The following is a 24,459-nucleotide window of genomic DNA, read 5'->3' as shown; positions in this document are numbered from 1 at the left end:
GCTCCCTTACAATTTCGTGTTCGGCACTCGTTCGGCACAACAGGCTTCCGTTCGGTATAATCCGCCGCATTCCATAACAGCAATAACCTCGACGCGACCATGACCGACCTCACTCACGACAAACCGGCGCCCCGATGGCTGCGAGGGCTGATCTCGGCCCTGGACGGCGTGACCGAATGGACCGGGCGTGCGGTCTCCTGGCTGACACCGGTCATGGTGCTGACCACCTGCGCGGTGGTGATCCTGCGCTACTTTCTGGGAATCAGCTCCATTGCGCTGCAGGAGTCGGTCACCTATATGCACGCGGCCGTGTTCATGCTGGGGGCGGCCTACGCGCTGAAACATCACAACCAGGTCCGGGTGGATATTTTCTACCGCCGCTTCCGCCCCCAGTCTCGCGCCTGGGTCGATGCCCTGGGCGCGCTGGTCTTTCTGCTGCCCCTGGCGGTATTCATTGGCTGGATCAGCCGGGATTTTGTCCTAAGCGCCTGGCAGATCCGGGAGACCTCAGCTGACTCCGGAGGCCTGCGCATCGTCTACTGGCTCAAGACGCTGATCCCGCTGCTGGCGTTGACGCTCCTAATCCAGGCGCTGGCTGAGGTGCTGCGTCAGCTTCTGATCCTGATGGGCTACTCGCCCGATAGCGTGTCCTCCGACTCCGATGAGGACCCCCTCTGATGCTCGCCGAACTGATTCCGCTGTTGATGTTTGCCCTGGTGTGCGGGGTGTTGATGCTGGGCTACCCGGTGGCGTTCACGCTCGCCGGCGTGGCGCTGCTGTTCGCGGCGCTGGGGATTGTCACGGGCCACTTCGAGCCCAATCTGTTGCGCACCTTCCCCAGCCGGATCTACGGCATCATGGCCAACTACACCCTGGTGGCCGTGCCCCTGTTTGTGTTCATGGGCACCATGCTGGAAAAGTCCCGCCTGGCCGAGGAGTTGCTGGAGAACATGAGTCAGGCCTGCCGGGGTCTGCCCGGCGGGCTCGGACTGTCGGTGGTGGTGGTGGGCGCGCTGCTGGCCGCGAGCACCGGCATTGTCGGCGCCACCGTGGTAACCATGGGCCTGATCTCGCTGCCCACCATGCTGCGCCACGGCTACAGCCCCTCACTCGCCACCGGCACCATCTGCGCCACCGGTACACTCGGGCAGATTGTTCCCCCCTCCATCGCCCTGGTGCTACTGGGCGATGTGCTCTCCAGCGCCTATCAGCGTGCCCAACTCAGCCAGGGTGTTTACAGCCCGGAAACGGTCTCGGTCGGGGACCTGTTTGTCGGCGCACTGGTGCCCGGCGTGCTGTTGGTGGGTCTGTATCTGGGGTACATCGCACTGCTGGCCTTCTGGCGGCCGGCCCTGGCGCCCGCCACCCCGGCGGAGGATGAGCCGCGCTCGCCGCTGCGCCTCTGGTTGAGTCTGATCCCGGTGCTGCTGCTGATCATCCTGGTGCTGGGCTCCATTCTCGCGGGCGTGGCCACGCCCACCGAAGCGGCCGGGGTGGGCGCGCTGGGGGCGAGTCTGTTGGCGCTGGCCAAGGGTCAGTTGAGCGTCCAGCGGCTCAAGGATGTGGCCCGCAGCACCACTCTGATCAGCGCCATGATTTTCACCATCCTGATCGGGGCGTCGCTGTTTTCACTGGTCTTCCGGGGCTTTGGCGGCGAGGAGTTGGTGGCCGGCTTTTTCAGCCAACTGCCCGGCGGCGTCTTTACCGCCATGCTGATCGTCATGCTGGTGATTTTTCTGCTGGGCTTCATTCTCGATTTTATCGAGATCACCTTTGTGGTGGTCCCTATTGTGGGACCCGTGTTGCTCGCCATGGGCGTGGACCCGGTGTGGTTGGGCATCATGATCGCCCTCAACCTGCAGACGTCATTTCTGACGCCACCCTTCGGGTTCGCGCTCTTTTACCTGCGCGGCGTGGCGCCCCGGAGCGTTCCCACCGGTGCGATTTACCGTGGCGTGGTTCCGTTTATTGTGCTCCAATTGCTGGTACTCTGTAGCCTGGCGCTCTGGCCGGAACTTGCGACCTGGCTCCCCCAACAGTTGTAAATGATTGAGAGGTAACACCCCCTATGGCCATGCAAGGACTCGACGAAGATCCCACTCCCAATGGCACTCTGACGCTACAGACCCTGTCCATGCCCGCCGACACCAACCCCTACGGCGATATCTTTGGCGGCTGGTTGATGAGCCAGATGGATCTGGGTGGCGCGATCATGGCGCAGGAAATAGCCAAAGGCCGGGTCACCACCGTCGCGGTGGGCAGCATGGTATTCCTGCGCCCGGTGCCGGTCGGCGCCACGGTGAGCGTGTACGCCCATCCCATCGATGTGGGCCGCACCTCCATCCGCATCATGATTGAAGTCTGGATCAAAGACTGTCGCAATAACGAGACTACCAAGGTCACCGAAGGCGAGTATGTCTATGTGGCGATTGACGACAATGGCCGGACCCGCCCCGTACCCAAATAAACACAGAGGCAGCTCGAGGCCCGGCACTTTACACGCGGTCGCCGCCGGGGGCCGCTGTGATCAGACTCCCGGGCCACCACTAACAAATCTTAACGTCCTCCTTAACAGTTATCTGTTAGCTTCTCAATAGGCTTAACGCTTACGTCAGTCAGGATTTTTGCTGACGGATTTCACGCTTGCGATAAAAGACAGAACGACAGGATTCTTGGCATGTTGGCCGACACTCCCAAAAGCTATGGCTGGATCACAATCCTGGTGCACTGGATTTCCACCGCACTGGTGATCGGTATTTTTGGCATCGGTTTTTACATGGTGGACCTGAGCTACTATGACGATGGCTACCATGAGCTGCCGAAACTGCATGTCAGCCTGGGGTTGTTGCTGGGCTTTTTGATGGTGTTGCGCGTGTTGTGGCGAACCCTCAATCGGGGCAAACCCAAACCGCTCGAGAGTCACACCCGGCTGATTCGCCTGCTGGCCGGGAGCATGAAATACGCGCTGTATCTGCTGATTTTTACCATGATCGCCACCGGCTACCTGATCACCACCGCCAAGGGTGATCCGGCAGAAATATTCGATCTGATCGCGATTCCGGCCACCCTGCAGTTGGGCTCCGATGGAGTCGATTTGTTGGGCGAAGTGCACAGGATCGTCGGCTGGCTGATCATGGTGCTCGCGGCGGCTCATGCCGGCGCAGCGATCTGGCATCACTTTGTGATCCGCGATATCACGCTGAAGCGTATGTTGAAGCCCCAAGCATCCGAACAGCCGTAGCACCCGTATTGTGGCCTGCTGTTTTATGGCTGAGAACGATCGACTTTAAAAGACTCACTCACTGAACCAACTTTGTTAGGAGAACGCTCATGAAAAAGACACTCGCCGCACTGACACTCAGCTCACTGGGCCTGGCCAGCGTACCCGCACTCTCCGCCGATTATGTGATCGACACCGAAGGCGCGCACGCAGCCATCAATTTCAAGATTCAACACCTGGGCTACAGCTGGTTGACCGGCCGGTTCAACGACTTTGAAGGCAACTTCAGCTACGATCCCGAAGACGTCGAAGCCAGCAAGATCGAAGTCACGATCGACACCAGCAGCATCGACAGCAACCACGCCGAGCGCGACAAGCACCTGCGCAGTGACGACTTCCTGAATACTGAAAAATTCGGCGAAGCCAAGTTCGTCAGCACCAGCATCGAAAACGTCGAAGACGGCGGTGAATCATTTGATGTTGTCGGTGACCTGACCCTGCACGGCGTTACCAAGGAAATCACCATCGAAGTGGAAAAAGTTGGCGAAGGTGAAGATCCCTGGGGCGGCTATCGCGTGGGCTTCAAAGGCGAAGTCGAGCTGACACGGGAAGACTTCGGTATCGATTACGATCTGGGTCCGGATTCAAAGGTCGTGTATCTTGATCTGCACGTTGAGGGTGTGAAGCAGTAAGACGGTATACCCGGTGGGCGGAGCCCACCCTACGATAGTGGGGTGGGTGATGCCTGTTCATCAGTCCTTCCCGATTTCCAGCTCAAAACACCCTTCTCCACCAATCCCTTTTCAATCAGAATTTTATTCGTCAGCGGCGTTTTCGCGGACCTGCTCGCGAATGTCGTAATAGGTATGTTCCGAGATTTTGTGATACTCACGCACGTCGTTCAGAAAGCTCATGTAGGAGTCATGGACTTTTCTGAACATTTCATCGTCCTGTGCCTGCTCCCGGTAGATATCCTGAGAAATATCGTACAACCGTTGCAGTACATCATCCGGCAGGCGGCGCAGCTCCACATCGTCGCGCGCGGTCATTTCCTTCAACGCCCGGTTGTTGCGCGCGGTGTACTGATCCAGCATATCCTGGTTGGCCGCCCGCGCCGCGTGGGTCACGATCGCCTGCAGGTCGTCCGGCAGTGAGTTGAAGGCCGGCCGATTGACCAGCAGCTCCAGCGTGGAGCCGGGTTCCTGCCAGCCGGGGTAATAATAGTAGCGCGCAATCTGATGAAAGCCGAACGCCTGGTCGTTGGACGGACCGACCCACTCGGCGGCATCGATCACGCCGGTCTGCAGCGAGGTGTAGAGCTCACCACCGGGGATATTCACCGAGCTGCCGCCGGCGCGATTGAAGACATCGCCGGCGAGCCCGGGGATGCGCATTTTCAATCCGCTCAGATCTTCAATGCTCTCGATCTCTTTGTTGAACCAGCCGGCCATCTGGATACCGGTGTTGCCGCCGGGGAAGGGAATGATGTTGAAGGGCTCGTAGACTTCGCGCCACAGCTCCAGGCCCTCGCCCCTATGCAACCAGGCGTTCATTTCCTGAGCGTTCATGCCGAAGGGGATGGTGGTAAAGAATTGCGCCGCCGGCACTTTGCCGCGCCAGTAATAGCTGCCCCCGTGCCCCATTTCGGCGCTACCATCGGAGACGGCGTCGAACACGCCCATGGCGGGGACGATTTCGTTGGCGCCGTAGACGCGGATCTGTAGGCGACCGGCGCTCATGGCTTCGACCATGTCGGCAAAGTTCTGGGCGGTGGTGCCCAGGCCGGGAAAGTCTTTGGGCCAGGTGGTGACCATGCGCCAGCGGTAGACGCGCTGCTGCTGGACTTCGCCGTCGACCATGACGCCGACTTTGTCGGTGGCTTTTTGCTGGACGAGGAGGGTGAAGGTCAATATCAGTACGGCGACCAATGACAGTATGATCAGCGGATACCAGTTGAGGGAGGATTTGGTCTGGGTCATAACGGTGTTCGTCTGGTTATTGTTGGTTGATCGAAATTTTTATTCGTCGCAATCAGGTGAATTCAACGTACGGCTCGGGTTGGGGTAAGGCGTTTCAAGACCGTCAACCGCGGGACTAGTGTTGACGAGTTACAGGGATGTACTTGCCACGTGTCTTGAAACGCCTTACCCCAACGCGTGCCCCTTCTACTTCGTACCCTTCAATTGATTGTGTTCTACAAAGCTTCCAGTTTGGCGTATTGCATGACCAGCCATTTGCTGCCTTCGTTGTCGAAATTGACCTGGACCCGTGCGTGGGCACCCTGGCCTTCGAAGTGCAGGATCACCCCCTCGCCAAAGATGGCGTGCATCACCCGCTGGCCCAGGTGGAAGCCGGTCTCCTCGCCCGTGTCGGTCAGGCGGGTGCCCTGGGGTTGGCCGTAGTGGTTCTGACCGTAACCCACCGGGCGGGTGACCGAGGTTTTCAGGCGCACTTCCTGGATCAGTTCGCTCGGGATTTCCCGCACAAAGCGCGACAGGGCGTTGAAGGTTTCGCTGCCGTACAGGCGCCGGGTTTCGGCGTAGCTGATGTACAGTCGCTCCATGGCCCGGGTCAGGCCGACGTAGCAGAGGCGCCGCTCTTCTTCCAGCCGGTCCGGGTCTTCCATGGACATTTTGTGCGGGAACAGATTTTCTTCCACCCCGGCCAGAAACACCAGCGGAAATTCCAGGCCCTTGGCCGAGTGCAGCGTCATCAGCTGGACGGCGTCTTCAAATTCGTCCGCCTGGGTTTCGCCGGCGTCCAGCGCGGCGGTGTCCAGAAACTGTTGCAGGATGGAGAGCTCTTCCTCTTCATCCGGATCAAACCCGCGGCAGGCGTTGACCAGTTCCTGCAGGTTTTCTTCCCGGGCCTGACCTTTTTCGCCTTTTTCCTTGCCGTGAAAGTCGAACAGGCCGGTGTCATCCAGGACGGCCTGGGCCACGTCGCCCAGGGTCTGTTCGGTGGTTTTGTCGCTCAGGGAGCGGACCAGATCGACAAAGCTCTGCAGGGCATTGCTGGCACGAGGGGGCAAGGCGCGGTTGGTCAGAATCTGCTCCGAGGCCTGCCAGAGCGAGAGGTTCTGCTCGCGCGCGCACTCGCGGATGGCATCCAGGGTTTTGCCGCCGATGCCGCGCGTCGGGGTATTGATCACCCGCTCGAAACCGGCGTCGTCGTTCGGGTTGGCGATCAGGCGCATGTAGGCCAGGGCGTTTTTGATTTCCAGCCGCTCGTAGAAGCGCTGACCGCCGTAGATGCGATAGGCCATGCCGTCGCGCAGCAGCGCTTCTTCCAGCACCCGGGACTGGGCGTTGGAGCGGTAGAGGATCGCGCAGCTGGAGTAGCTGTTGCCCTCTTTGACCCAGTCCTGGATGCGCTCGACGATAAAGCGCGCCTCGTCCTGCTCGTTGAAGGCGGCATACAGGGAGATGGGTTCGCCCTCTTCGCCGTCGGTCCAGAGTTGTTTGCCCAGCCGCCCAAAGTTGTTGGCGATCACGGCGTTGGCGGCCTTGAGAATGGTGCCGGTGGAGCGGTAATTCTGCTCGAGGCGGATGGTGCGGCTGCCGGGAAAGTCGTCGGTAAAGCGCTGGATGTTTTCAATCCGCGCGCCGCGCCAGCCGTAGATGGACTGGTCGTCGTCGCCCACGGCGGTGACCCGGGCGCTGTTGCCGGCCAGGACCCGAAGCCAGGCGTACTGGATGCTGTTAGTGTCCTGGAATTCGTCCACGAGCATGTAGGGAAAGCGGCGCTGGTAGTGCTCGAGCAGGTGCGGCTTGTGCAGCCAGAGCTCGTGCGCGCGCAGCAGCAGCTCGGCGAAATCCACCAGGCCGCCGCGCTGACAGTCCTCTTCGTAGGCCCGGTAAATGGACAGCATGACCCGCACAAAGGGGTCGCCATTGTCGACAATATGCTGCGGCCGCAGCCCCTCATCTTTCTGTCCGTTGATGAACCACTGAGCCTGGCGATAGGGCCACTTGCTCTCATCCAGCTCCAGACGCTGGTAGACCCGCTTGATCAGGCGCAGCTGATCGTCACTGTCGAGAATCTGAAAATTCTGCGGCAGGCCGGCGTCTTTCCAGTGCGCCTTGAGCAGCCGGTGCGCCAGCCCGTGGAAGGTGCCCACCCACATGCTGCGGGTGTTGACCGGCTGGCCGGTGGCCGAAAGCAGCGCTTCCAGCCGGGCCCGCATTTCCCGGGCGGCCTTGTTGGTAAAGGTCACCGCCAGGATGGAGTAGGGCGAGACCTGCTCAACCTGGATGAGCCAGGCAATGCGATGCACCAGCACGCGCGTCTTGCCGCTGCCGGCGCCAGCCAGAATCAGCTGGTTGACCGGGGGCGCGGAGACGGCCTCGCGTTGGGCATCGTTCAAATCATTGAGCAGGGCTGAAACGTCCATGGGGATCCGAAAAGGGTTGCGGTGATTGACTGAAAACGGCGTCCGGGCCGACGAGCCGGGCGGAACCGAAGCGCCGTAGTTTACTCCGTTTGGACCGGAATTTCAGGGCATCGGCTCTGAAAAACTGGTTAAACGTACAGATTCCGCAACAGGACTGTCAAGCCCGGGGTTAATCCCGGGTGATGGGCCAGTCGGCGGCATCCACCGAGTCGAGCTGGGCATCGCCGCCGGCGCCGCCCCACCTGGCGACAAACGCCCCGTCCGGATCGTACTGGGCGGCCTGCTTGGCCAGGTTGAAATGCCGGCCACCGCGCGGATCGGCCCCCACCCCCGCGATGTACTGCCAGTTGCCCCAGTTGGAGCCCACATCGTAGTCCAGCAGCTGCTCCTGGAAATAGGCGGCCCCGTAGCGCCAGTCCAGCGACAGTTCGTTCACCAGACAGCTGGCCACCAGTTGCCGCCCGCGGTTGGACATATAGCCGGTGTGATTGAGTTGGCGCATGCAGGCGTTAACTAACGGGTAGGGCGTGTTGCCGTCGCACCATTTGCGGAAGCGTTCGGGGTAGAAGCTGGTATTCGGGCGGCGGCGCGCGCGACCGCCAAAACGGAAGAGATCGGAGCCCAGCTCGCGCGCCGACCAGTGGAAGTACTCCCGCCAGAGCAACTCGAAGTGGATCCATTCAGTGGACTCATTGGCCCCCTTGCGGGACTCGTAGGCGCGCAGCTGCGAGAGTAGCTGGCGCGGAGACAGGCACCCCATCGCCAGCCAGGGAGAGAACTTGGTGGAGTGGTCCCAACCATCGAGCTCATTTCGATCGAGTTTATAGCGACGGGGAAGATCACTGTTGAAGTAGCGGTTCAGGTGTCGCCGCGCCGGAGTCTCTCCACCGATAAACGCCCCGTCATGGGCTTTGGGTTGCGGCGGGCGGGCGCCGGAAAATTCCGGCCCGGCGGGCAATTGCTCGAGTTCCGCCACCGGCTCGGCCGCGGCGGTATTTTGCATCTGTCGACGAAAGGCGGAGAAGGTGGCGGGCAGCGCCCCGTCGCCCAGCTGATGGGACTCAAACAGCGTCTGGTTTTCCACTTCGACAAACTCCAGTTGCGGGTAGTGGTCCCAGAGCCAGCGCCATTCGCGCGCCTCATCAAAGCCGGGGTGACGGCTGCGATAAATATGGGTCAGGTGGTAGCGGGCGATCAGGGTGGGAATGACATCCAGCGGCCGGGCCCAGGCCACGTTCAGCCGCTGCCCGAGCGGGCGCAGACGTTCATCCAGCGCCCGCAGCGATTCGAGCAGAAACTGTTCGCGCCGCCGACCCAGAGGCCGGGTCGAGCTGTAGCGGGAGGGTCTGAACCAGTCGGGATTCACCAGGTAGACGCAGATGAGTTCATCCACTTCGCGCGCCGCGCGCACCAGGCCGGGCTGGTCTGTCAGCCTAAGATCGTTGCCAAACCAGTAGAGCCCCACCCGTCGCATTCACTTTCTCCCCTCGCGGTCGCAACAGTGTGTTGCCACAGGCTTTACGCTGGCCGCCCGGCGCCGGATCAAGGGGCCGGTTCAGTCCAGCACCGACACCCGGTTGCGACCGGACTCTTTGGAGATATAGAGTGCCTTATCGGCAGTCTTCAGCCAGTCGTCGGCCGAGGCAAAATCGGGTGAGGCTGTCGCCACTCCCAGGCTCAGGGTCACCTGCAGGTCGGCCGAATCGCAGGGGATCACCTGTTGCTCCACCACCTCGCGGATACGCTCGGCAAAGCAATGCGCTCCCTCCCGGTCGGTCTCGGGCAGAATCACCGCAAACTCCTCTCCCCCATAGCGCCCGGCGATGTCGGGCTGGCGCAGATTGTGCCGGATCAGGCGGCTGATGGTGCGGATGACTTCGTCCCCCGCCGGGTGACCGTAGGTATCGTTGATGGGCTTGAAGTGGTCGATATCCAGCATCACCAGCGCCGCCTCGGAGCCGTAGCGGTGATTACGCTGAAACTCGGTGTCCAGAAACGCCTCCCAGGTGGAGCGGTTGAACAACCCGGTGAGGCCATCGATCTGACTCAGACGGGTCAGCTGGGCGTTGCTGCGCTCCAGTTGTCGGCGGTTGCTGGCCATGTCGGTGACGTCGTAAATCAGCAGGCACACCGAGTCCACCTCGCCGTTGAGGTCGGTCAGAGGAAAGAAAGTGATGTTCTGGTACATGAAGGGTTCAATCCCGGTGATCGGCCGGCGATTGCGAAAACGGAACAGGTAGGGGCGCTGCTCCCAACTGCTGAAGGTTCGGGTGTTGAGCAGGCGGACGGTCGAAATTTTCCGCTCGAGCCAGTGCACCGGCAGGTCGGGAAAGAGGGTGAACAGGTTGTGGCCCTGCGTCTCCCCGGCCGACAGGCCGCTGTGATTTTCCATGAAGCCATTCCAGGCGCGAACCTTGTAATGCTGGTCCAGGACCACGATGCCCACCTCCACGGTCTGCAACAGATCCATCAGCCAGTGAATGTCCTGTAGGGCAAATTCCGGCTGGGTCATGAAGCCTCCTGTAGATAGTCCAGGGTCTGCCGCAGGCGGGGAATGGAGTCCTCGGTCAACAGCAGTAACAGATTGCCCACGATATCGTGGCCCTCCACCGCGAATGACAGCTCAATGGTCAGCAGTTGTTCCCACCGGCTTTTGTTGGCCTGCAGGAGGTCATCCATATGCACATGAGTGCCCAGCACCACCGGGTGGCTCAGGCGTGGAGACAGGTCCAGCTGTTGCCCCAGCCCCCCGAGAAATGCCCCGGCGAGAATGCCGGAGAGGTCCATCAGAACTTCGATATCCCGGTGCTCGGTTTCATTAAGGGTGTAACCGAGCAGGGTGCTCATGTCTTCAATACTGCTGTCACTGAACAGCAACAGCGCCTCTCCCGCCAGGCCTCCGCCGACAAACCCCTGACACACACCGGACCACTTTGTGTGGGTGCTGCCCACCGAGAGCGCCATGTGCAGCTCGCTGGCCGCGAGCGTGTTGACCCGCGGCACCGCCAGCTCGACAAACACCCCCAAAAGGCGGGCCAGCCGATCGCCGGCCTGGCCCATGGCGATATTGGCTTGTTCCTGCAGGATATCGATCCAGCCAGCTTCGGGTTCAGACTCGGGCGCGGGGTCCAGCTCGCAAGCGCCGCCTGAAGTGGGAGAATAGAGCCCGAAATCGGCCAGCAGGGTCTGCAGATCCTCTGCCGCCACCGGCTTGCGCATCAGGGCAATCGCCCCCAACCGACGCACCCGCTTTTGCGCCTCGGGCTGGATATCGCCCGAGACCACCACCACCAGAGTCGACAGGTCCTCTTCACGAATGGCCTGCAGCACTTCATAGCCATCCATCACGGGCATGTTCAGATCCAGGAAGAGGATGTCCCCGGCGCCGGACCGCAACTGCTCCAGGCACTGCCTTCCGTCTTGAGCATAAGTGACGGTCACGTCCCAGTCAGCGGGGAGTGCTCGACGCATCTGTTTGCGCGCAACCAGTGAATCATCACAGATCAGCAGGGGAGTGGTCATAGGCCGGTGTTTCGCCAGTGTCATTGTGCACGAATCGCTCCGATCGAGCGTCTTTCTGTAACATCAAGTGTAACAGCTTGGTGCACGACCAATGCCCGACACGATCAAATTCGGGGTGCAGAGTGGCGACAGCGCGCAACCGACTCCCCGGGACCGGAAATGAGCGGAAATTAGTGTAAAGTGACAGCGTATTGATACCCCAGAGATTTTCAGCGATGAACACCGCAACACCCGAACGTGAATTCAGCGCCTGGTGGCACCCACAGACACTGGCAACCGACCGCCTCTGGCGCTGCACCATTGGCCCCCTGTCGGTTTTTCTGCGGCGCCGGGAAAGCGAATGGTCCCTGGCCTGGGAGCAGGCCGACGACCTGACCGAGAGCACCCTCTGTACCAGCGAGCCGGCCGGGGAGCCCCCCGAGCACCTGGTGCCCAGCCGCTATGTCTTTGACCGAAGCCCCGAGGCGTTCCGCCTCAAACCCCGGCTGCTGGACCGGCCGCTGGTGGTCAAAACCCGGCAACCGGTGCAAATTCCCGCAAAGCAGAAAACGACGTTCTTTATCAGCTCGCCGGTGAGTGTCGCGGTGCTGTTGCTGACACCCGAGTCACCGCGGGAGCCCGAGTTGCTTCTGGAAGCCCTGCCCAGCCTGCGCCTGTCCGACACCTGGTTCGGCCCCGATACGCGCAACGGAGAGCTGTGTTACGCCGCCCGAACCGAAGCGCGCCACAGCCGCGATGAGCTGCCCCTGCGGCCCCATCGGGCGGTGACGCCGGTCACCATCGAGAATCGCTCCAATCAATGGTTGACCATCGACCGGCTGAGTATCCCTCTGCCCTGTCTCGCCGTTTACGGCAGTGACCGGGGCGCTCTGTGGACCGACCCCATCAGCCTCCAGCATACCGATGACAACCCGCTGGCGAACCTGGTCGTCGGGCCGGCGCCTGAGGGACTGGAGCGGTTGTCTCCGGCGCAGGAGATGGCACAGACCCAGGGTCTTGTGCGTGCCTTCACCCGCATATTCAGCGACTAGGATCACCCCAAGAGATCAAACCATGTTGGACACCTTACTCACTCTGGAAACCTATCGGCCGTTCATTCCCGTGATTCGCGCGGCCATTCTGATTGTTATCGGTTTTTTCGTGGCCGGACTGGTGGCCCGCAGTGCCTATAAAATCATGATCCGGCACATGAGTCCGCACCACAGTACGCTGTTGAAGCGGCTCATCTACTGGATTCTGCTCGGCCTGTTTCTGGCCTCCGCGATGCGGCATCTGGGCTTCAGTCTGAGTGTGCTGCTCGGTGCGGCAGGGATTCTGACCGTGGCCATCGGTTTCGCATCACAGACCTCCGCCTCCAACCTGATCAGCGGCCTGTTTCTGGTGGCCGAAAAACCGTTTCAGCTGGGGGATCTCATCCAGGTGGGTCCCACCGTGGGCGAAGTCCTGTCGATCGATCTGCTCTCGGTCAAGTTACGCACCTTCGACAACCTGTTTGTGCGCATTCCCAACGAGAGTCTGATCAAAACCGAAATGACCAACCTGACCCGTTTTCCGATCCGTCGTTTTGATTTACTGCTCGGCGTGGCTTATAAGGAAAATATTGCAAAAGTGCGTGACACGCTGAAGGCAGTGGCGGATAAAAACCCGTTATGTCTGGACGAACCCGAGCCCCTGTTTCTGTTTACCGGCTTTGGGGATTCGGCCCTGACCCTGCAGTTTTCGGTCTGGGCAACGCGGGAGAATTTCCGCGATTTGCGCAACACCATCCAGGAAGAAATAAAGGTCGCTTTTGACGAAGCCGGCATTGAAATCCCCTTCCCGCATCGCACATTGTACGCCGGCAGCCAAACCGAACCTTTCCCGGTCCGGGTGGTTTCCGAGCCCGAAAAAGAGTAGCGTAGCGGGTTAACCCGTTGAACCAGGAGGAAGCTAGATGAGCAAGCGCGAAGCCGACAATTTTAACCCTGAGAAGGGCTACATCGCCCTGTTGGGCTGGAGCTTGAATGCGGTCGAAGCCGCCGACAAGTTTGATCGGCGCTATGTGGTCGTCGCTCCCGACTGGGCCGAAGAGTATTGCGAAAAACACGACATTCCCTACGTTCCCTGGAATTTTGAGCGGCTCAATGATCGTTCAATGGAGATCGCCCAGACCCTCAAAGACATGGGCGTCGACGTGTCCATTCCACTGTTTGAAGAGACCGTGGAGTGGGCCGGTGCGATCAACTCGGTACTGATGGACAACCCCCGCCTGTTCGGACAATCCATGTTGTTGCGCGATAAAGCCTTGATGAAGCGCCGCGCACAGCTGGGCGGCATTCGCGTGGGCATTTTTGAAGAAGCTCACGACAAAGACGATGTGGTGCGCTTTCTCAAGCGGGTCAACCAGACCCTGCTCAAGCTCGATGGCGACCCCAACGACCCGATTCACCTCAAGGCGTTTGACAAAGCCGGCTGTCTGGGCCACCGGGTGATTCGCACCCCCGATGAAGTCGATACCATTCCCGACGAAGAGTTTCCGGTGCTGATGGAGTCACACCTCGACGGCTGGGAGTTTGCCGTCGAGGCCTGGGTTCACAATGGCAAAATCCGGTTTCTCAACATCTCCGAATACGTCACACTGGGTTATTCAGTGTTTGTCCCGGCCACACCGGAGCTGGAAAAGTATCGCCCGCAGATCGTGGAGCAGATCGAGAAACTGATCAAAACCTTTGATATCGAATTCGGCTTTGTCCACCCCGAGTACTTTGTGACCAATGACGGCGAAATGTACTTTGGCGAGGTGGCCTATCGTCCGCCGGGCTTCAAAGTATTTGAGCTGCTCGAGCGCGCCTACGGCTTCAATGCCTATCAGGGCATGATCATGGCCTTTGACCCCAAAACCACCGAGGAGGAAATTACCAGCTTCTTCCCCAAAGAGGTGGTGGACGCCAAAGGGGTGGCCGGCTGTTTCGGGGTTTACCCGCGCCGCCGGGTGGTAAGCAAACTGCAGATCCCCGAGGAAACCGAGGATCACGATTACTTCGAGTCGCACGAGCTGAACGCACCGCTCGAGGAAACCGTGACCAAGCGCACCGCCTTTGGCACCCATTGGGGCTTGGTGTACTTCTTCGGCAAGGATCCCCACACCATGCGGGACTTGTTGAAACAGCAGGAAGAACTCGATTTCTATGTATAATGTGGCTTAATTGTAGACAGGAGGCCACTTGAGTGATCCCGAGGTAAACCAGACGGGTGACACCGCCAAACTGGATAGCCTGACCGAAAAGCTGGACAACGCCGTTCAGACGTTGGCGGACGCGCGCGACTTTGCCAAGCACACCAAGATTCGGCGGGTGTTTGACAGCGCGCGCCGTCTGCTGCAGGTGGAGGGAGGCTGCGCCCGGGTGGAAGCCCGGGCCCAGCAGCTCGAAGAGGCCGGGGTGTTCATGGGCTCGGACTGGGCCCAGCCCCAGATCCTGATTCCCTCCCTCACCACCTATTCGCTCAAAAGCCCGGATGCCGACACGGTGGTGATCGAGGCGCTGAGCGAACTGCGTCTGCTAGCGATTGCCTTGGGCGATTACGTGCACCCGAGCATGTCGGCCGAGCAGGCCCACCACTACCTGACGCAGGTACTGGCCATCAACCTGGAGCTGCTGTTCGGCTCCATCAGCGAAGCCGAGCGCGAACAACAGGGCAAACTGGCCCAGGTCAGCCGGTTCCTGTTCCGCCACCTGGCCGATCGCATTGGCTACGAGCACGTGATCGACAAGCTGATCGAGGAGATCTGGCGCATCCTGCAGCAGCGTCCCATCCAGGTGGACAGCGTCAAGCAGATGATCACCCAGATTGCCGTCTGTCAGGCCAACCCCGAGATCGACCTGGGGGTCAGCGGCCAGGGCGCGGACCGGCTGATCAGCAGCCTCTACGGCACCACCCAGGCCTGTCGGGAAGACCCCGGCGTGAACGTCTACCTGGAACGGCTGGAGAGCATGGATTCCGGGGCGCTGCAGTACGAGGCCACCGGCTTTGCCCGGGCCATGCACGATACCGGCCTGGTCTCGCCCTATCACGCGGTGTTGCTGCGCTACCTGCTCGAGCACGGCGATCACCTGGTGTCCGAAGCCATGGGGCTGTCCAGCACCGGGCGCGACTGCCTGCTGTGCTACGGCGAGCTGGTGCGCGCCATGATCAATGAGGCGGTGCACCCGCAGACGGCCCAGAGTATTTATGGCCTGGCACTGCTGCTGGAGCGGGGCACCCTGTACCAGCCCCCGGCCGCGCCCGCCCTCTGGCGACAGTTGGCGCTGCCGCTCTCGCCCTATTCCGAGGAGCGCCTGACGCTCGCCTTTGGCCCGCAACCTTCACCGCGCGCCTGGCTGATGCAGGGCGTGCTGTGCATGCTGGGGCAACCGCTGGGCGTCGGGCAGGGCAACAACCCCACCTGTCAGTCGGCCCGGGCGCTGTCCATGTGGGCCTACAACGACCCGGACTATCTGCTGCAGATGGTGGTCTGGGCCGCCCGCGATGACGAGATCATCATTCACTTTGAAGGCCAGCCGATTTCCTCACGGGAAAGCCTCTCCGGTGTCGCCACCGAAATCCCCATGGATCTGGACCCGGTCTCGCTGCTGGTGGTCCCGCATCTGGACCGGATTTACGCCGAGATGGGCCGGCGGTGCCTGGGACGCGAGGGCGACCCCCACCGCTGGGTGAACCCGGAGTTTCACGGCTGGTGGTCGGGCCGGGGCTTTCGCATCAATGTGGATGTGGAAACCGGTCAACTGGATCAGCTGGATGACTTTCTGCGGCATTTCTATGCCAGTTATCACCCCTACTACAACGGCAATCAGCCGCTGATTCATCCGCAACCGGCGGGCATCGCCGTCACCGACAGCGCCGCCCGTTTTGTCGGCTGGCATGCGATCACGGTCCTGCGTGTGGTGCTGGACCCCAAGGATGTCATGCGGGTGTATTTCTATAACCCCAACAATGACAGTGGCCAGAACTGGGGCGACAGCGTTGAGGTGAGCACGGCGGGCAACGGCGAGCGATTCGGCGAGTCCTCACTGCCGTTCGAGCAGTTCGCCTCGCGGCTGTATATTTTCCACTACGATCCGCTGGAGCGCGGCGAACTGGCCAACGTCAGCGAGGACGAGCTGCAGCAGGTCAAAGGCTACATCTACCGCAGCTGGGGGGCGACCCGCGTGCCCCCCGAAGAGCTGCAGGCGAGTGTCAGTTGACCGGTTTTTGTGCCGCGACAAAGAACTCCCGATTACCGTCCCCGCCGGTAATCGGGCTGGCAAAATAGTCCTCGACGATCAGTCCCAGTGACTCGCATGCCGACCGGATCTTGGCCTCCACGTCCCGGTAAAGGCCGGCATCGCGTACAATGCCGCCCTTGCCGATCCCGTCTCGACCCACCTCAAACTGGGGTTTCACCAGGCTGAGCAGACGGCCGCCGGGCCTGAGCAGCGCCGGTAGACCGGGCAGGATCAGCGTCTGGGAAATAAACGACACGTCCATCACTACCAGATCAAAGCCCCCCGGCGACTGCCAGAGTAACTCCTCTAACGGCAGCTGCCGGGCATTAATGCCCTCGTAGAACGCCACCCGTGGATCCTCCCGCAACGCCGGTACCAGCTGCTCACGGCCGACGTCCACACCCACCACCTTGCGCGCGCCAGACTGCAGCAGGCAGTCGGTAAAGCCACCCGTGGACTGACCCACATCCAGTACGGTCATCCGGTCCGGGTTGAGCCCGGCCTGCTCCAGGGCGCCCTGCAGTTTCAGCCCGCCCCGGGAGACATAGCGATCCTCGGACCCGGGCAACACGCGCAGCTCCACCTCGGGTGACAGCTTGATACTGGCTTTTTTCTCCAGCTGCCAGCGGCCGGCCCGGTTGATCTCGACCCGGCCGGTCTCGATCAGGCGCTGAGCCTGGGTCCGGGAGCTCGCCAGTCCCTGTTCAACCAATTGCTTGTCGAGTCGCTCCAATACTATTACTCCAAAGGGTTGGTGGTCGCCCGCTCGCGCGGCGGCGGCAGGGGGCTTCCCATTGCCCGCCGGCCCAGCCAGCGCAGACTGGCACCGATATCCGGGCGCTCCGTCTCAAGCTCGTAGGGCACTGGCTCCAGGCCAGTCGGCGTGCGCTCGGCCACCACAAAGTTGAAACTGTAGTAAGGCTCCTGGCCCATGCGCAGGTCGGTAATCCGGACCTGGCCGTCCCGCTCCTGCATTCTGAAAAAGCCGTGACTGAACCAGGCCATGCGCCGCACACCCCAGAGGTCGCGCAGCTCTCGGTAGAGATCCGTGTTGCGCTCAAAGCGGTCGAAATCGATCGCCCGCTCGCCATCCACCAGCGAATAGAAGCCTTCCCGATAGCCCTCCGGCGTCATCACCAGCACGCGCCAGAGCAGGGTGTTGAAGGGCGTGGGCGTCACCAGTCGCCGCTCGACCGGCCAGTCACTGGCCGCCAGCTGGCGGTCCACCCGATATTCTACATACTGTTGAGCGCCCAGACTCCAGACAATGTACAGGCTACTGACGGCCAACCCGAGTCTGTTCCAGCGCCGATGGCGGGCCAGACCGAATCCCAACCCGAGCAATAGCGGCAGCGTGTAAAAGGGATCAATGATAAACAGACTGGCCAGGCCAAACGGATGGTCGGTAAAGGGCTGGGCGAACTGGGTTCCGTACACCGTGAGGGTATCGAGTAAGACGTGGGTCATCAGTATCAGCCAGATGGCCCACCACCAGTGCCGAAACAGCCCCCGACGAACTGAACAGCGGGCGCTGATCCAGGCCAGCAGCGGCGAGAGCAGCGTGAGATAAAGCAGTGAATGACTGAAGCCGCGATGAAACGTCATGTTGCGGATGGGATCGCCGTAATCGATCAACGAATCCAGGTCGGGCAGGGTGCCGTAAAGGGCGCCCACCAGAGCCGCTCGCCAGGGCGATACCCGCCGGCCCATGACCGCGACGCCCACGGCAGAGCCCAGGGCCATTTGTGTGAGCGAATCCATAGACAATCCTGTAGCTCGAGAGCGCGTCAATATAACACTCCCGTGATGATTGTGAATTGAGCGGCGCTGAAATGACCGATTGGCTCTACCTGCAGGTGTACTAAACTTTAATAAGCAGGCGCTCAAAAGCGTCAACCAGTGCAAACCCGAGGTGGATGTTACGCACCGAATGTCGCAAAAGAGTCATCCGGGGAGGCTTTTATCACGTATCCCTGTCCTTGCTAAAATTTCATTGCAAAAAGCGGGGCTGAGAAGTGAAAAAATACGCAGCCCCCGATTCATCGGAGGATATTTTATGCTGACTTCAGTGCAGAAAATCAGGCTCAGCGTCGCCATCGCGGTCGTTGCCCTTGTTGTTGTGATCGTGGTGGGATATTGGGCCAGCCAGCCCAAAGTGGACGTCCCCGACTTCTCCCAATACCCGGCGGGCAATGAGCGCAAAGAGGCTTTTTTCGGTTATTTTCTGCCCTTGGTAGAACAGCGCAATCAGGAGATTCTGCAAACCCGCGAGCGCGTCAAAGAGTGGAGTGAACGCGCCGACTCACTCAGCAGCGGCGAGAAGCGCGACCTGCAAGAGCTGGGTAGCCGCCTCAATATTTCAGAATTTGACCCGCAAAACGAGACTCACTGGAACCTGCTGCTGCGCCGCTTGGACAAGGTGCCGCCGTCACTGGCGCTGGCGCAGGCGGCCAACGAGAGCGCCTGGGGGACATCACGCTTTTCGCTCGAGGGCTACAACTACTTCGGCCAGTGGTGTTTTACCAAGGGCTGCGGCATTGTGCCCAGCAGCCGGGATGCCGGTAAAACCCACGAAGTGGCCAGCTTTGGCACGCCCAAACAGTCGGTTGAATCCTATATGCAGAATCTTAACCGGCACAATGCCTATAAAGATCTGCGCCTGATTCGCGAACGCCTGCGCGATCAGGGTGAGCCCATTACCGGCGTGGCACTCGCCGCCGGCCTGGAGCAGTACTCCGAGCGCGGGGAAGAGTACATCAAAGAGCTGCGCTCGATGATCCGCTACAATGAACTCGACCAGCACGACCAATAACCGGGAGGGACGCCGATGCATTCGCGCGCGCTGCTTTTGTTTGTCTTGTTGCTATCCACACTGGCCGTGTCGGGAGTCGTCCAGGCCCAGCCGGAAGGTGCCGACTCTGAGCCCCTGGTAGTCGGCACCAAGGTCGCACCGCCTTTTGTGACCCGGGAGGCCGATGGCCGCCTGTCCGGCATCAGCATCGAGCTGTGGCGACAGATTGCTGATGAACTGGATCTGGACTACGAGCTGCGCGAGCTGGAGCTGCAGGAGCTGCTCACCGGTCTGCAGAATGGCACTCTGGACGCCTCAGTCGCGGCGCTCACCGTGACCGCCGCGCGCGAGGAGGTCATCGACTTCACTCACCCCTTCCACACAACGGGTCTGGCGATCGCCACGCCCCGGGAGGGCAGTGCGGTCTGGACCACCATCAAACGGCTCTTCTCCTGGGAGTTTTTGCTCGCCCTTCTGGCTCTGGGCGGCCTACTGCTGCTCGTCGGCTTTGTGTTCTGGCTGACCGAACGGCACCGGAATGCGGAGATGTTCGGCGGCACCCCGGCCGAAGGCATCGGCGCCAGCTTCTGGTGGGCGGCGGTCACCATGACCACGGTAGGTTACGGCGACAAGGCGCCGATCACCTTCGCCGGACGGGTGGTGGCGCTGGTGTGGATGTTCGCTGCCATCATCCTGATTTCCAGCTTCACCGCCGCCATTACCACCAGTCTGACGGTCAGCCGGTTGGAGAGCCGGGTGCAGGGGCCGGACGATTTACCACAGGTGAGCGTGGCCACCGTCGCGCACTCCGCCAGTGCCGACTACCTGCGCCAGCGCGGTATCGGCTTCACTCCTCGTGAGGACCTGCCGCTCGCCCTGGATGAGTTGGCCGCCGGGCGCTACGACGCGCTGGTCTACGACAAACCGATTCTTCAGTACCTGTCCAATCAGTCAGACGCCCGCCAGATACAGGTGCTGCCCAACAGCTTTGAGCGCCAGGACTATGGCATCGCCTTCCCCGAGGGCAGCGACTTGCGCGGGCCGGTGAACCAGAAGCTGTTGGAAGTCATCGCCAGCGATGAGTGGCAGGCGCTGTTGCAGCGCTATCTGGGCCGGGAAGAAGGCTGATCGACGTTCGAGTCTCGCGGGATAGTCCTATTTATAATACAATTATGCCCCTCCGGAGCGGAGGTTTTCCTCGGCTCCGGTGTTTTCATCCCTCCTGAGCGCCCAGAAACCCGGGCTGTGGCACATTTCCCCACAATTTGTTGCTAAAACGCTGGACTCATTTCATTTTACTATTATAGTATTATATTGAAGGTCATCTATAGATATGGCTTCTGCTGTCTCTCTCGACAATAACCCTAAGATTCAAATAAGGCAGACACATTATGAACACACCCAAGTATTTCCTGTTCGCGTTGTTTCTCTCAGCATTCCTCACCGCCTGCGGCGGCTCATCCGGTAGTTCCACCCCTCAAGAAGACACCAATACTGAGGAGGATACGACTACCGAAGAGGACACCACTACTGAGGAAGATACCACGGCCGAAGAAGACACCACTACTGAGGAAGATACGACTACCGAAGAAGACACTACTACTGAAGAAGATACCACGGCCGAAGAGCAGGATCCGATTGCCGACATTCCCGGCCTTGTGGCTCACTATGCCTTTGAAGACAACCTGATGGACGAAACCGGAACGTTTGCGGAAGGCCAGGTCACTGGCGAGAATCCCGGTACCGAGGGCGGTTCAGTCACTTATGCCGCGGGTGCCGCAGAAGGCTCCACCGCCGTGGCGTTTGATGGCACTTCTGGCGTCGAGCTGGCGCAGGGCTTGATCGGACCGGGCGCCTACTCAATCTCCATCTGGTTGCACCCGGACGCTATCAGCCAATTTACGACAGCATTCTATGGCGCTGCTACTGCCAACAGTTGGGTCAGCCTGGTGCCCGCGGGTCCCGGCGATGCCCAGCATACCATGCTCTGGGCGGGTGATGACCAGGGTACTGGCTGGTTTGATGGCACCTTCGGCGAGCAGATCCCCACAGGCGCCTGGAGCCATCTGGTTATGACTTACAGCGAAGCGGGTGAACTGAACACCTACCTCAACGGTCAACTGGCCGTGGCTCATGAAGGGTTCCCCAACGTATTCTCTGTTGAAAACGCCAGCTTCCATCTGGCCATCAATCCGTTCCCGGATGCGCCCTATACCGGCCTCATCGATGAACTGCGTATCTACAATACCGTGCTCACAGCTGAGCAGGTGGCGACTCTGAACGGACAGTAAGCAGAACCACCTCAACCATTAAAAACGCCCGCCCATCAACATGGGCGGGCGTTTTTTTGTGTGTGCCCGCGGTGATCTCCGAGTTACTCGGCGTCACCCGCGATGGCCCTCAACTCCACCGGTACCTTCGGCGCCTCGTTGACCGACACTGACAGCTCCAGCTGGCGCAACCACCGCTCAGGAGCCGCCCCCAGCAACAGGCCCAGAGGCAGTGGGCTGGCCGGGTCGATATCGACACGCCAGCGATCGGGTTGCTGTAAGAATTGCCGGTAGGCGTCAACCATATCCTCCCCGGCCACCAGGCCCTGATGGTTCCAGGCCTCCTGCCAGGCCTGGAGATGTCGGGCCAGAAACCCGGAAGCGTCTAAACCGGTCTCAGCCTGACAGAAGTTCATGACCCGTGGAGCCAAACCCTGGTCGTGGTACGTCAAGTGAAGACTCCGCAGACGGGACCCCAGAAGCGCCACGCCCGCGCGGGTCAGGTTGCGGTCGGGCATCTGCAGGGCAAGGGATAAGTGGGTCGAGAGGCTGTGCATCTGGCGAGTATTCACCTCGGCCCGCAGGTCCATTCCCCCCTCGGTTCGCTGGTAGTGCCAGTCGCTGTCCAACACCAGCTCGGTGTAGCCCATCGGCTCCAGGTCGCGCGCACTGAATCCCGAACGGGCACCGCAGCCGGCTGTGGTGAACCGGCTCTGGGTGCCGGTCACCGGTGCGATCAATGACGGATAGTAGGCACTTCCGGGCGACACTCGCAGACCGTCAATGGAAAGCCCCATAGCCTCAGGCAAACGCTTGTTGTAAAGCTCGAACGCCACCCGGTGAAAGCCGATGAGACTGCCTGTGTGCACCCGCACCCGGTCGATGCTCAGGAACTCCGCATACTCCGGGAGGCGCAGCTGCAGGTCCTCAACGCGGATGTCACCATTTGGGGCAAGCGTCACCGTCTCGTAGGTAAGCTCGCCCCCCATTCGCCGCAATGCTTGAGCCTGCCCATCGAGGCGCTGTTCCAGCTGGTACTCGTAGAACCAACGGCCACCCAGCACCAGGGCGGCCATCAACATCAGACTGATCAGTAATGTTTTCAAAACACCTCTCGGGTATCCGGGCATCGACCGGGCTTATTCCACCGTGACACTCTTGGCCAGGTTGCGCGGTTGATCCACGTCGGTGCCCTTGATGATGGCGACATAATAGCTCAGCAGCTGCAGGGGCAGGGTGTAGACGATGGGCGCCAGCCAGGAGTGGGTATGGGGCACGTCAATCACCCGCATGGAGTCATCGGATTCAAAATTGGCCTCAACGTCGGCGAAAACGTAGAGAATACCCCCACGAGCGCGCACCTCTTCCACATTGGATTTGAGTTTTTCCAGCAGCTCGTTGTTGGGCGCCACCACGATGATGGGCATCTGGGCGTCGATCAGGGCCAGGGGCCCGTGCTTGAGCTCGCCCGCCGCGTAGGCCTCGGCGTGAATGTAGGAAATTTCCTTGAGCTTGAGCGCCCCTTCCATGGCGATGGGATACTGATCCCCGCGCCCCAGGAAGAGGGCATGGTGCTTGTCGGCAAACTCTTCGGCCAGATCCTCGATATGCTCGGCCAGCGCCAGAGATTCTTCCAGCTTGGCCGGCAGGCTTTTCAGCGCCTGGACCATGTCGCTCTGCTGCTCGGCGCTCAGGCCGTTGTATTTGCCCAGCGCCAGCACCAGCATGGCCAGCCCCACCAACTGGGTGGTGAAGGCCTTGGTGGAGGCCACGCCGATCTCCGCCCCGGCGCGGGTCATGAATGCCAGATCGGATTCGCGCACCAGTGAGGAGCCGGCCACATTGCAGATGGTCAGGCTGCCCAGATAGCCCAGATCCTTCGCCAGCCGCAGGGCCGCCAGAGTGTCGGCGGTCTCGCCCGACTGGCTGATGGTCACCACCAGACTGTCGGGCTGCACCACGGATTTCCGGTAACGGAATTCGCTGGCGATTTCCACGTTGCAGGAGACATTGGCCAGGGACTCCAGCCAGTAGCGGGCGACCATGGCGGAGTGATAGCTGGTGCCGCAGGCGACAATCTGGACGTGTTTGACCTTTTTCAGCAGCTCGGCCGCGCCGTTGCCAAAAGTCTCATCCAGAACGGTGTCTTTGCCCAGTCGCCCCTCCAACGTGTTGATCACCGCCTGGGGCTGCTCGTGAATCTCCTTGAGCATGAAGTGCCGATACTGGCCCTTGTCGCCCGCGTCATAGCTGACGGTGGATTCGTGTTCCTCGCGCTCCACGGGCTGACCGTCTTTATCAAAGATCCGGACGCTGGTGCGGGTGATTTCCGCCACATCGCCCTCTTCGAGGAAAATGAAGCGGCGGGTCACGGGCAGCAGGGCGAGCTGATCCGAGGCGATAAAGTTCTCGCCAATGCCCAGACCAATCACCAATGGGCTGCCGGAACGCGCCACCACCAGTCGATCGCTGTCCTTGGCATCCATCAGCACGGTACCGTAGGCGCCATCAAGTTGCTTCACCGCTTTCTGCACGGCGCTCAACAGGTCGCCGGTTTCCTCTCGCGTTTTGTGCACCAGGTGGGCGATGACTTCGGTGTCGGTCTGGGAGTCGAACCGGTAGCCGGCCGCCTCCAGCTCGCGCCGCAGGGCGGTGTGGTTTTCGATGATGCCGTTGTGCACCACGGCCAGTTGGTCGCTGGAGACGTGCGGGTGGGCATTACGCTCACTCGGCTCGCCGTGGGTGGCCCAACGCGTATGGGCGATGCCGGTACCGCCGGGCGTGGGGCTGCCTTCAACGGCGTCGGACAGCTCTTTGACTTTGCCCAGCCGTCGCAGGCGTTTAAGCTCTCCGTTATTCACCACGGCCACCCCGGCGGAGTCGTAACCCCGATATTCCAGCCGCCGCAGGCCTTCAACCAATATATCCACCACATCCCGCTGCGCAACCGCGCCGACAATGCCACACATGTTTTTGCTCCTTTCTGATTCTGTAGGTTCTTAAATTGCTTATGGGGTAGG

Annotated in this window: 21 protein-coding genes; 12 read left to right on the top strand and 9 right to left on the bottom strand. The window is 60.7% G+C overall.

The annotated features are described in order from the left end of the window. The first annotated feature begins 99 nt into the window (after window positions 1-99). The 5 genes from AAE484_RS03395 to AAE484_RS03375 all read left to right on the top strand — a co-directional run bounded on the left by AAE484_RS03395 (window position 100) and on the right by AAE484_RS03375 (window position 3,912). The gene (locus AAE484_RS03395) at window positions 100-678 is read left to right on the top strand and encodes a TRAP transporter small permease subunit (protein ID WP_341936925.1); all 579 of its coding nucleotides are present in this window, start codon (window positions 100-102) and stop codon (window positions 676-678) included. Continuing rightward, the gene (locus AAE484_RS03390; RefSeq protein WP_341936924.1) at window positions 678-2,045 is read left to right on the top strand and encodes a TRAP transporter large permease; all 1,368 of its coding nucleotides are present in this window, start codon (window positions 678-680) and stop codon (window positions 2,043-2,045) included. The genes AAE484_RS03395 and AAE484_RS03390 overlap by 1 nt, the downstream gene beginning before the upstream one ends. Before the next feature lie 29 nt (window positions 2,046-2,074). Continuing rightward, window positions 2,075-2,467 (top strand): acyl-CoA thioesterase, encoded by a 393-nt coding sequence (locus AAE484_RS03385; protein ID WP_341936955.1) that lies wholly within the window; start codon window positions 2,075-2,077, stop codon window positions 2,465-2,467. 210 nt (window positions 2,468-2,677) lie between these two features. Continuing rightward, window positions 2,678-3,241, top strand: coding sequence for a cytochrome b (locus AAE484_RS03380; RefSeq protein WP_341936923.1), 564 nt, complete (start codon window positions 2,678-2,680; stop codon window positions 3,239-3,241). Window positions 3,242-3,330: 89 nt separating this feature from the next. Continuing rightward, entirely contained in the window at window positions 3,331-3,912 is a 582-nt protein-coding gene (locus AAE484_RS03375; protein ID WP_341936921.1) for a YceI family protein, read from the top strand. 123 nt (window positions 3,913-4,035) lie between these two features. On the opposite strand, the gene AAE484_RS03370 is transcribed toward AAE484_RS03375, so the two are convergent. The 5 genes from AAE484_RS03370 to AAE484_RS03350 all read right to left on the bottom strand — a co-directional run bounded on the left by AAE484_RS03370 (window position 4,036) and on the right by AAE484_RS03350 (window position 11,135). Beyond that, on the bottom strand, window positions 4,036-5,199 hold the full coding sequence (locus AAE484_RS03370; RefSeq protein WP_341936920.1) for a TRAP transporter substrate-binding protein: 1,164 nt from the start codon (window positions 5,197-5,199) through the stop codon (window positions 4,036-4,038). Between the two features lie 215 nt (window positions 5,200-5,414). After that, on the bottom strand, window positions 5,415-7,613 hold the full coding sequence (gene uvrD, locus AAE484_RS03365; RefSeq protein ID WP_341936919.1) for a DNA helicase II: 2,199 nt from the start codon (window positions 7,611-7,613) through the stop codon (window positions 5,415-5,417). 169 nt (window positions 7,614-7,782) lie between these two features. Then, complete coding sequence (locus AAE484_RS03360; RefSeq protein ID WP_341936918.1) at window positions 7,783-9,087, bottom strand: DASH family cryptochrome; 1,305 nt, start codon at window positions 9,085-9,087, stop codon at window positions 7,783-7,785. 81 nt (window positions 9,088-9,168) lie between these two features. Continuing rightward, complete coding sequence (locus AAE484_RS03355; protein WP_341936917.1) at window positions 9,169-10,125, bottom strand: GGDEF domain-containing protein; 957 nt, start codon at window positions 10,123-10,125, stop codon at window positions 9,169-9,171. Continuing rightward, window positions 10,122-11,135, bottom strand: a complete 1,014-nt coding sequence (locus AAE484_RS03350; protein WP_341936916.1) for a response regulator — start codon at window positions 11,133-11,135, stop codon at window positions 10,122-10,124. Before AAE484_RS03350 ends, AAE484_RS03355 begins: the two co-directional genes overlap by 4 nt. A gap of 215 nt (window positions 11,136-11,350) precedes the next feature. On the opposite strand from AAE484_RS03350, the gene AAE484_RS03345 reads away from it, so the two are divergent. The 4 genes from AAE484_RS03345 to AAE484_RS03330 are packed head-to-tail and all read left to right on the top strand — an operon-like array spanning window position 11,351 to window position 16,357. Continuing rightward, window positions 11,351-12,166, top strand: coding sequence for a DUF432 domain-containing protein (locus AAE484_RS03345; protein ID WP_341936915.1), 816 nt, complete (start codon window positions 11,351-11,353; stop codon window positions 12,164-12,166). A 22-nt stretch (window positions 12,167-12,188) separates the two neighbouring features. Further along, window positions 12,189-13,031 carry a mechanosensitive ion channel family protein gene (locus AAE484_RS03340; protein ID WP_341936914.1) on the top strand — a complete coding sequence of 281 codons (843 nt, stop codon included), beginning with the start codon at window positions 12,189-12,191 and terminating at the stop codon, window positions 13,029-13,031. A 37-nt stretch (window positions 13,032-13,068) separates the two neighbouring features. Beyond that, window positions 13,069-14,310 carry an ATP-grasp domain-containing protein gene (locus AAE484_RS03335; protein WP_341936913.1) on the top strand — a complete coding sequence of 414 codons (1,242 nt, stop codon included), beginning with the start codon at window positions 13,069-13,071 and terminating at the stop codon, window positions 14,308-14,310. A gap of 28 nt (window positions 14,311-14,338) precedes the next feature. After that, the gene (locus AAE484_RS03330; protein ID WP_341936912.1) at window positions 14,339-16,357 is read left to right on the top strand and encodes a hypothetical protein; all 2,019 of its coding nucleotides are present in this window, start codon (window positions 14,339-14,341) and stop codon (window positions 16,355-16,357) included. Here AAE484_RS03330 and AAE484_RS03325 read toward each other — a convergent pair. Both AAE484_RS03325 and AAE484_RS03320 read right to left on the bottom strand, forming a co-directional pair. Next, a complete protein-coding gene (locus AAE484_RS03325) occupies window positions 16,350-17,111 on the bottom strand; it encodes a TlyA family RNA methyltransferase (protein WP_341936911.1) in 762 nt (253 codons plus the stop codon). The two genes, AAE484_RS03330 and AAE484_RS03325, sit on opposite strands and share 8 nt — an antisense overlap. 5 nt (window positions 17,112-17,116) lie before the next feature. After that, window positions 17,117-18,139, bottom strand: a complete 1,023-nt coding sequence (locus AAE484_RS03320; protein ID WP_341936910.1) for a metal-dependent hydrolase — start codon at window positions 18,137-18,139, stop codon at window positions 17,117-17,119. A 295-nt stretch (window positions 18,140-18,434) separates the two neighbouring features. Between AAE484_RS03320 and AAE484_RS03315 the strand changes: the two genes are divergently transcribed. The 3 genes from AAE484_RS03315 to AAE484_RS03305 all read left to right on the top strand — a co-directional run bounded on the left by AAE484_RS03315 (window position 18,435) and on the right by AAE484_RS03305 (window position 21,460). After that, on the top strand, window positions 18,435-19,190 hold the full coding sequence (locus AAE484_RS03315) for a glucosaminidase domain-containing protein (protein ID WP_341936909.1): 756 nt from the start codon (window positions 18,435-18,437) through the stop codon (window positions 19,188-19,190). A 15-nt stretch (window positions 19,191-19,205) separates the two neighbouring features. Further along, window positions 19,206-20,297: a transporter substrate-binding domain-containing protein gene (locus AAE484_RS03310; protein ID WP_341936908.1), complete on the top strand. Its 1,092-nt coding sequence runs from the start codon at window positions 19,206-19,208 to the stop codon at window positions 20,295-20,297. Window positions 20,298-20,560: 263 nt separating this feature from the next. Beyond that, window positions 20,561-21,460, top strand: coding sequence for a LamG domain-containing protein (locus AAE484_RS03305; RefSeq protein WP_341936907.1), 900 nt, complete (start codon window positions 20,561-20,563; stop codon window positions 21,458-21,460). A gap of 83 nt (window positions 21,461-21,543) precedes the next feature. Here AAE484_RS03305 and AAE484_RS03300 read toward each other — a convergent pair whose 3' ends face one another. Both AAE484_RS03300 and glmS read right to left on the bottom strand, forming a co-directional pair. Further along, window positions 21,544-22,545, bottom strand: a complete 1,002-nt coding sequence (locus AAE484_RS03300; RefSeq protein WP_341936906.1) for a hypothetical protein — start codon at window positions 22,543-22,545, stop codon at window positions 21,544-21,546. A 33-nt stretch (window positions 22,546-22,578) separates the two neighbouring features. After that, window positions 22,579-24,408 (bottom strand): glutamine--fructose-6-phosphate transaminase (isomerizing), encoded by a 1,830-nt coding sequence (gene glmS, locus AAE484_RS03295; protein ID WP_341936905.1) that lies wholly within the window; start codon window positions 24,406-24,408, stop codon window positions 22,579-22,581. Window positions 24,409-24,459 lie beyond the last annotated feature (51 nt).

Origin of the sequence: Marinimicrobium sp. C2-29 (assembly GCF_038419845.1) — a bacterium.
Lineage (GTDB): Bacteria > Pseudomonadota > Gammaproteobacteria > Pseudomonadales > Cellvibrionaceae > Marinimicrobium.
Note: the sequence above shows the minus strand (reverse complement) of the source record. Positions and strands in the feature narration are given on the sequence as shown.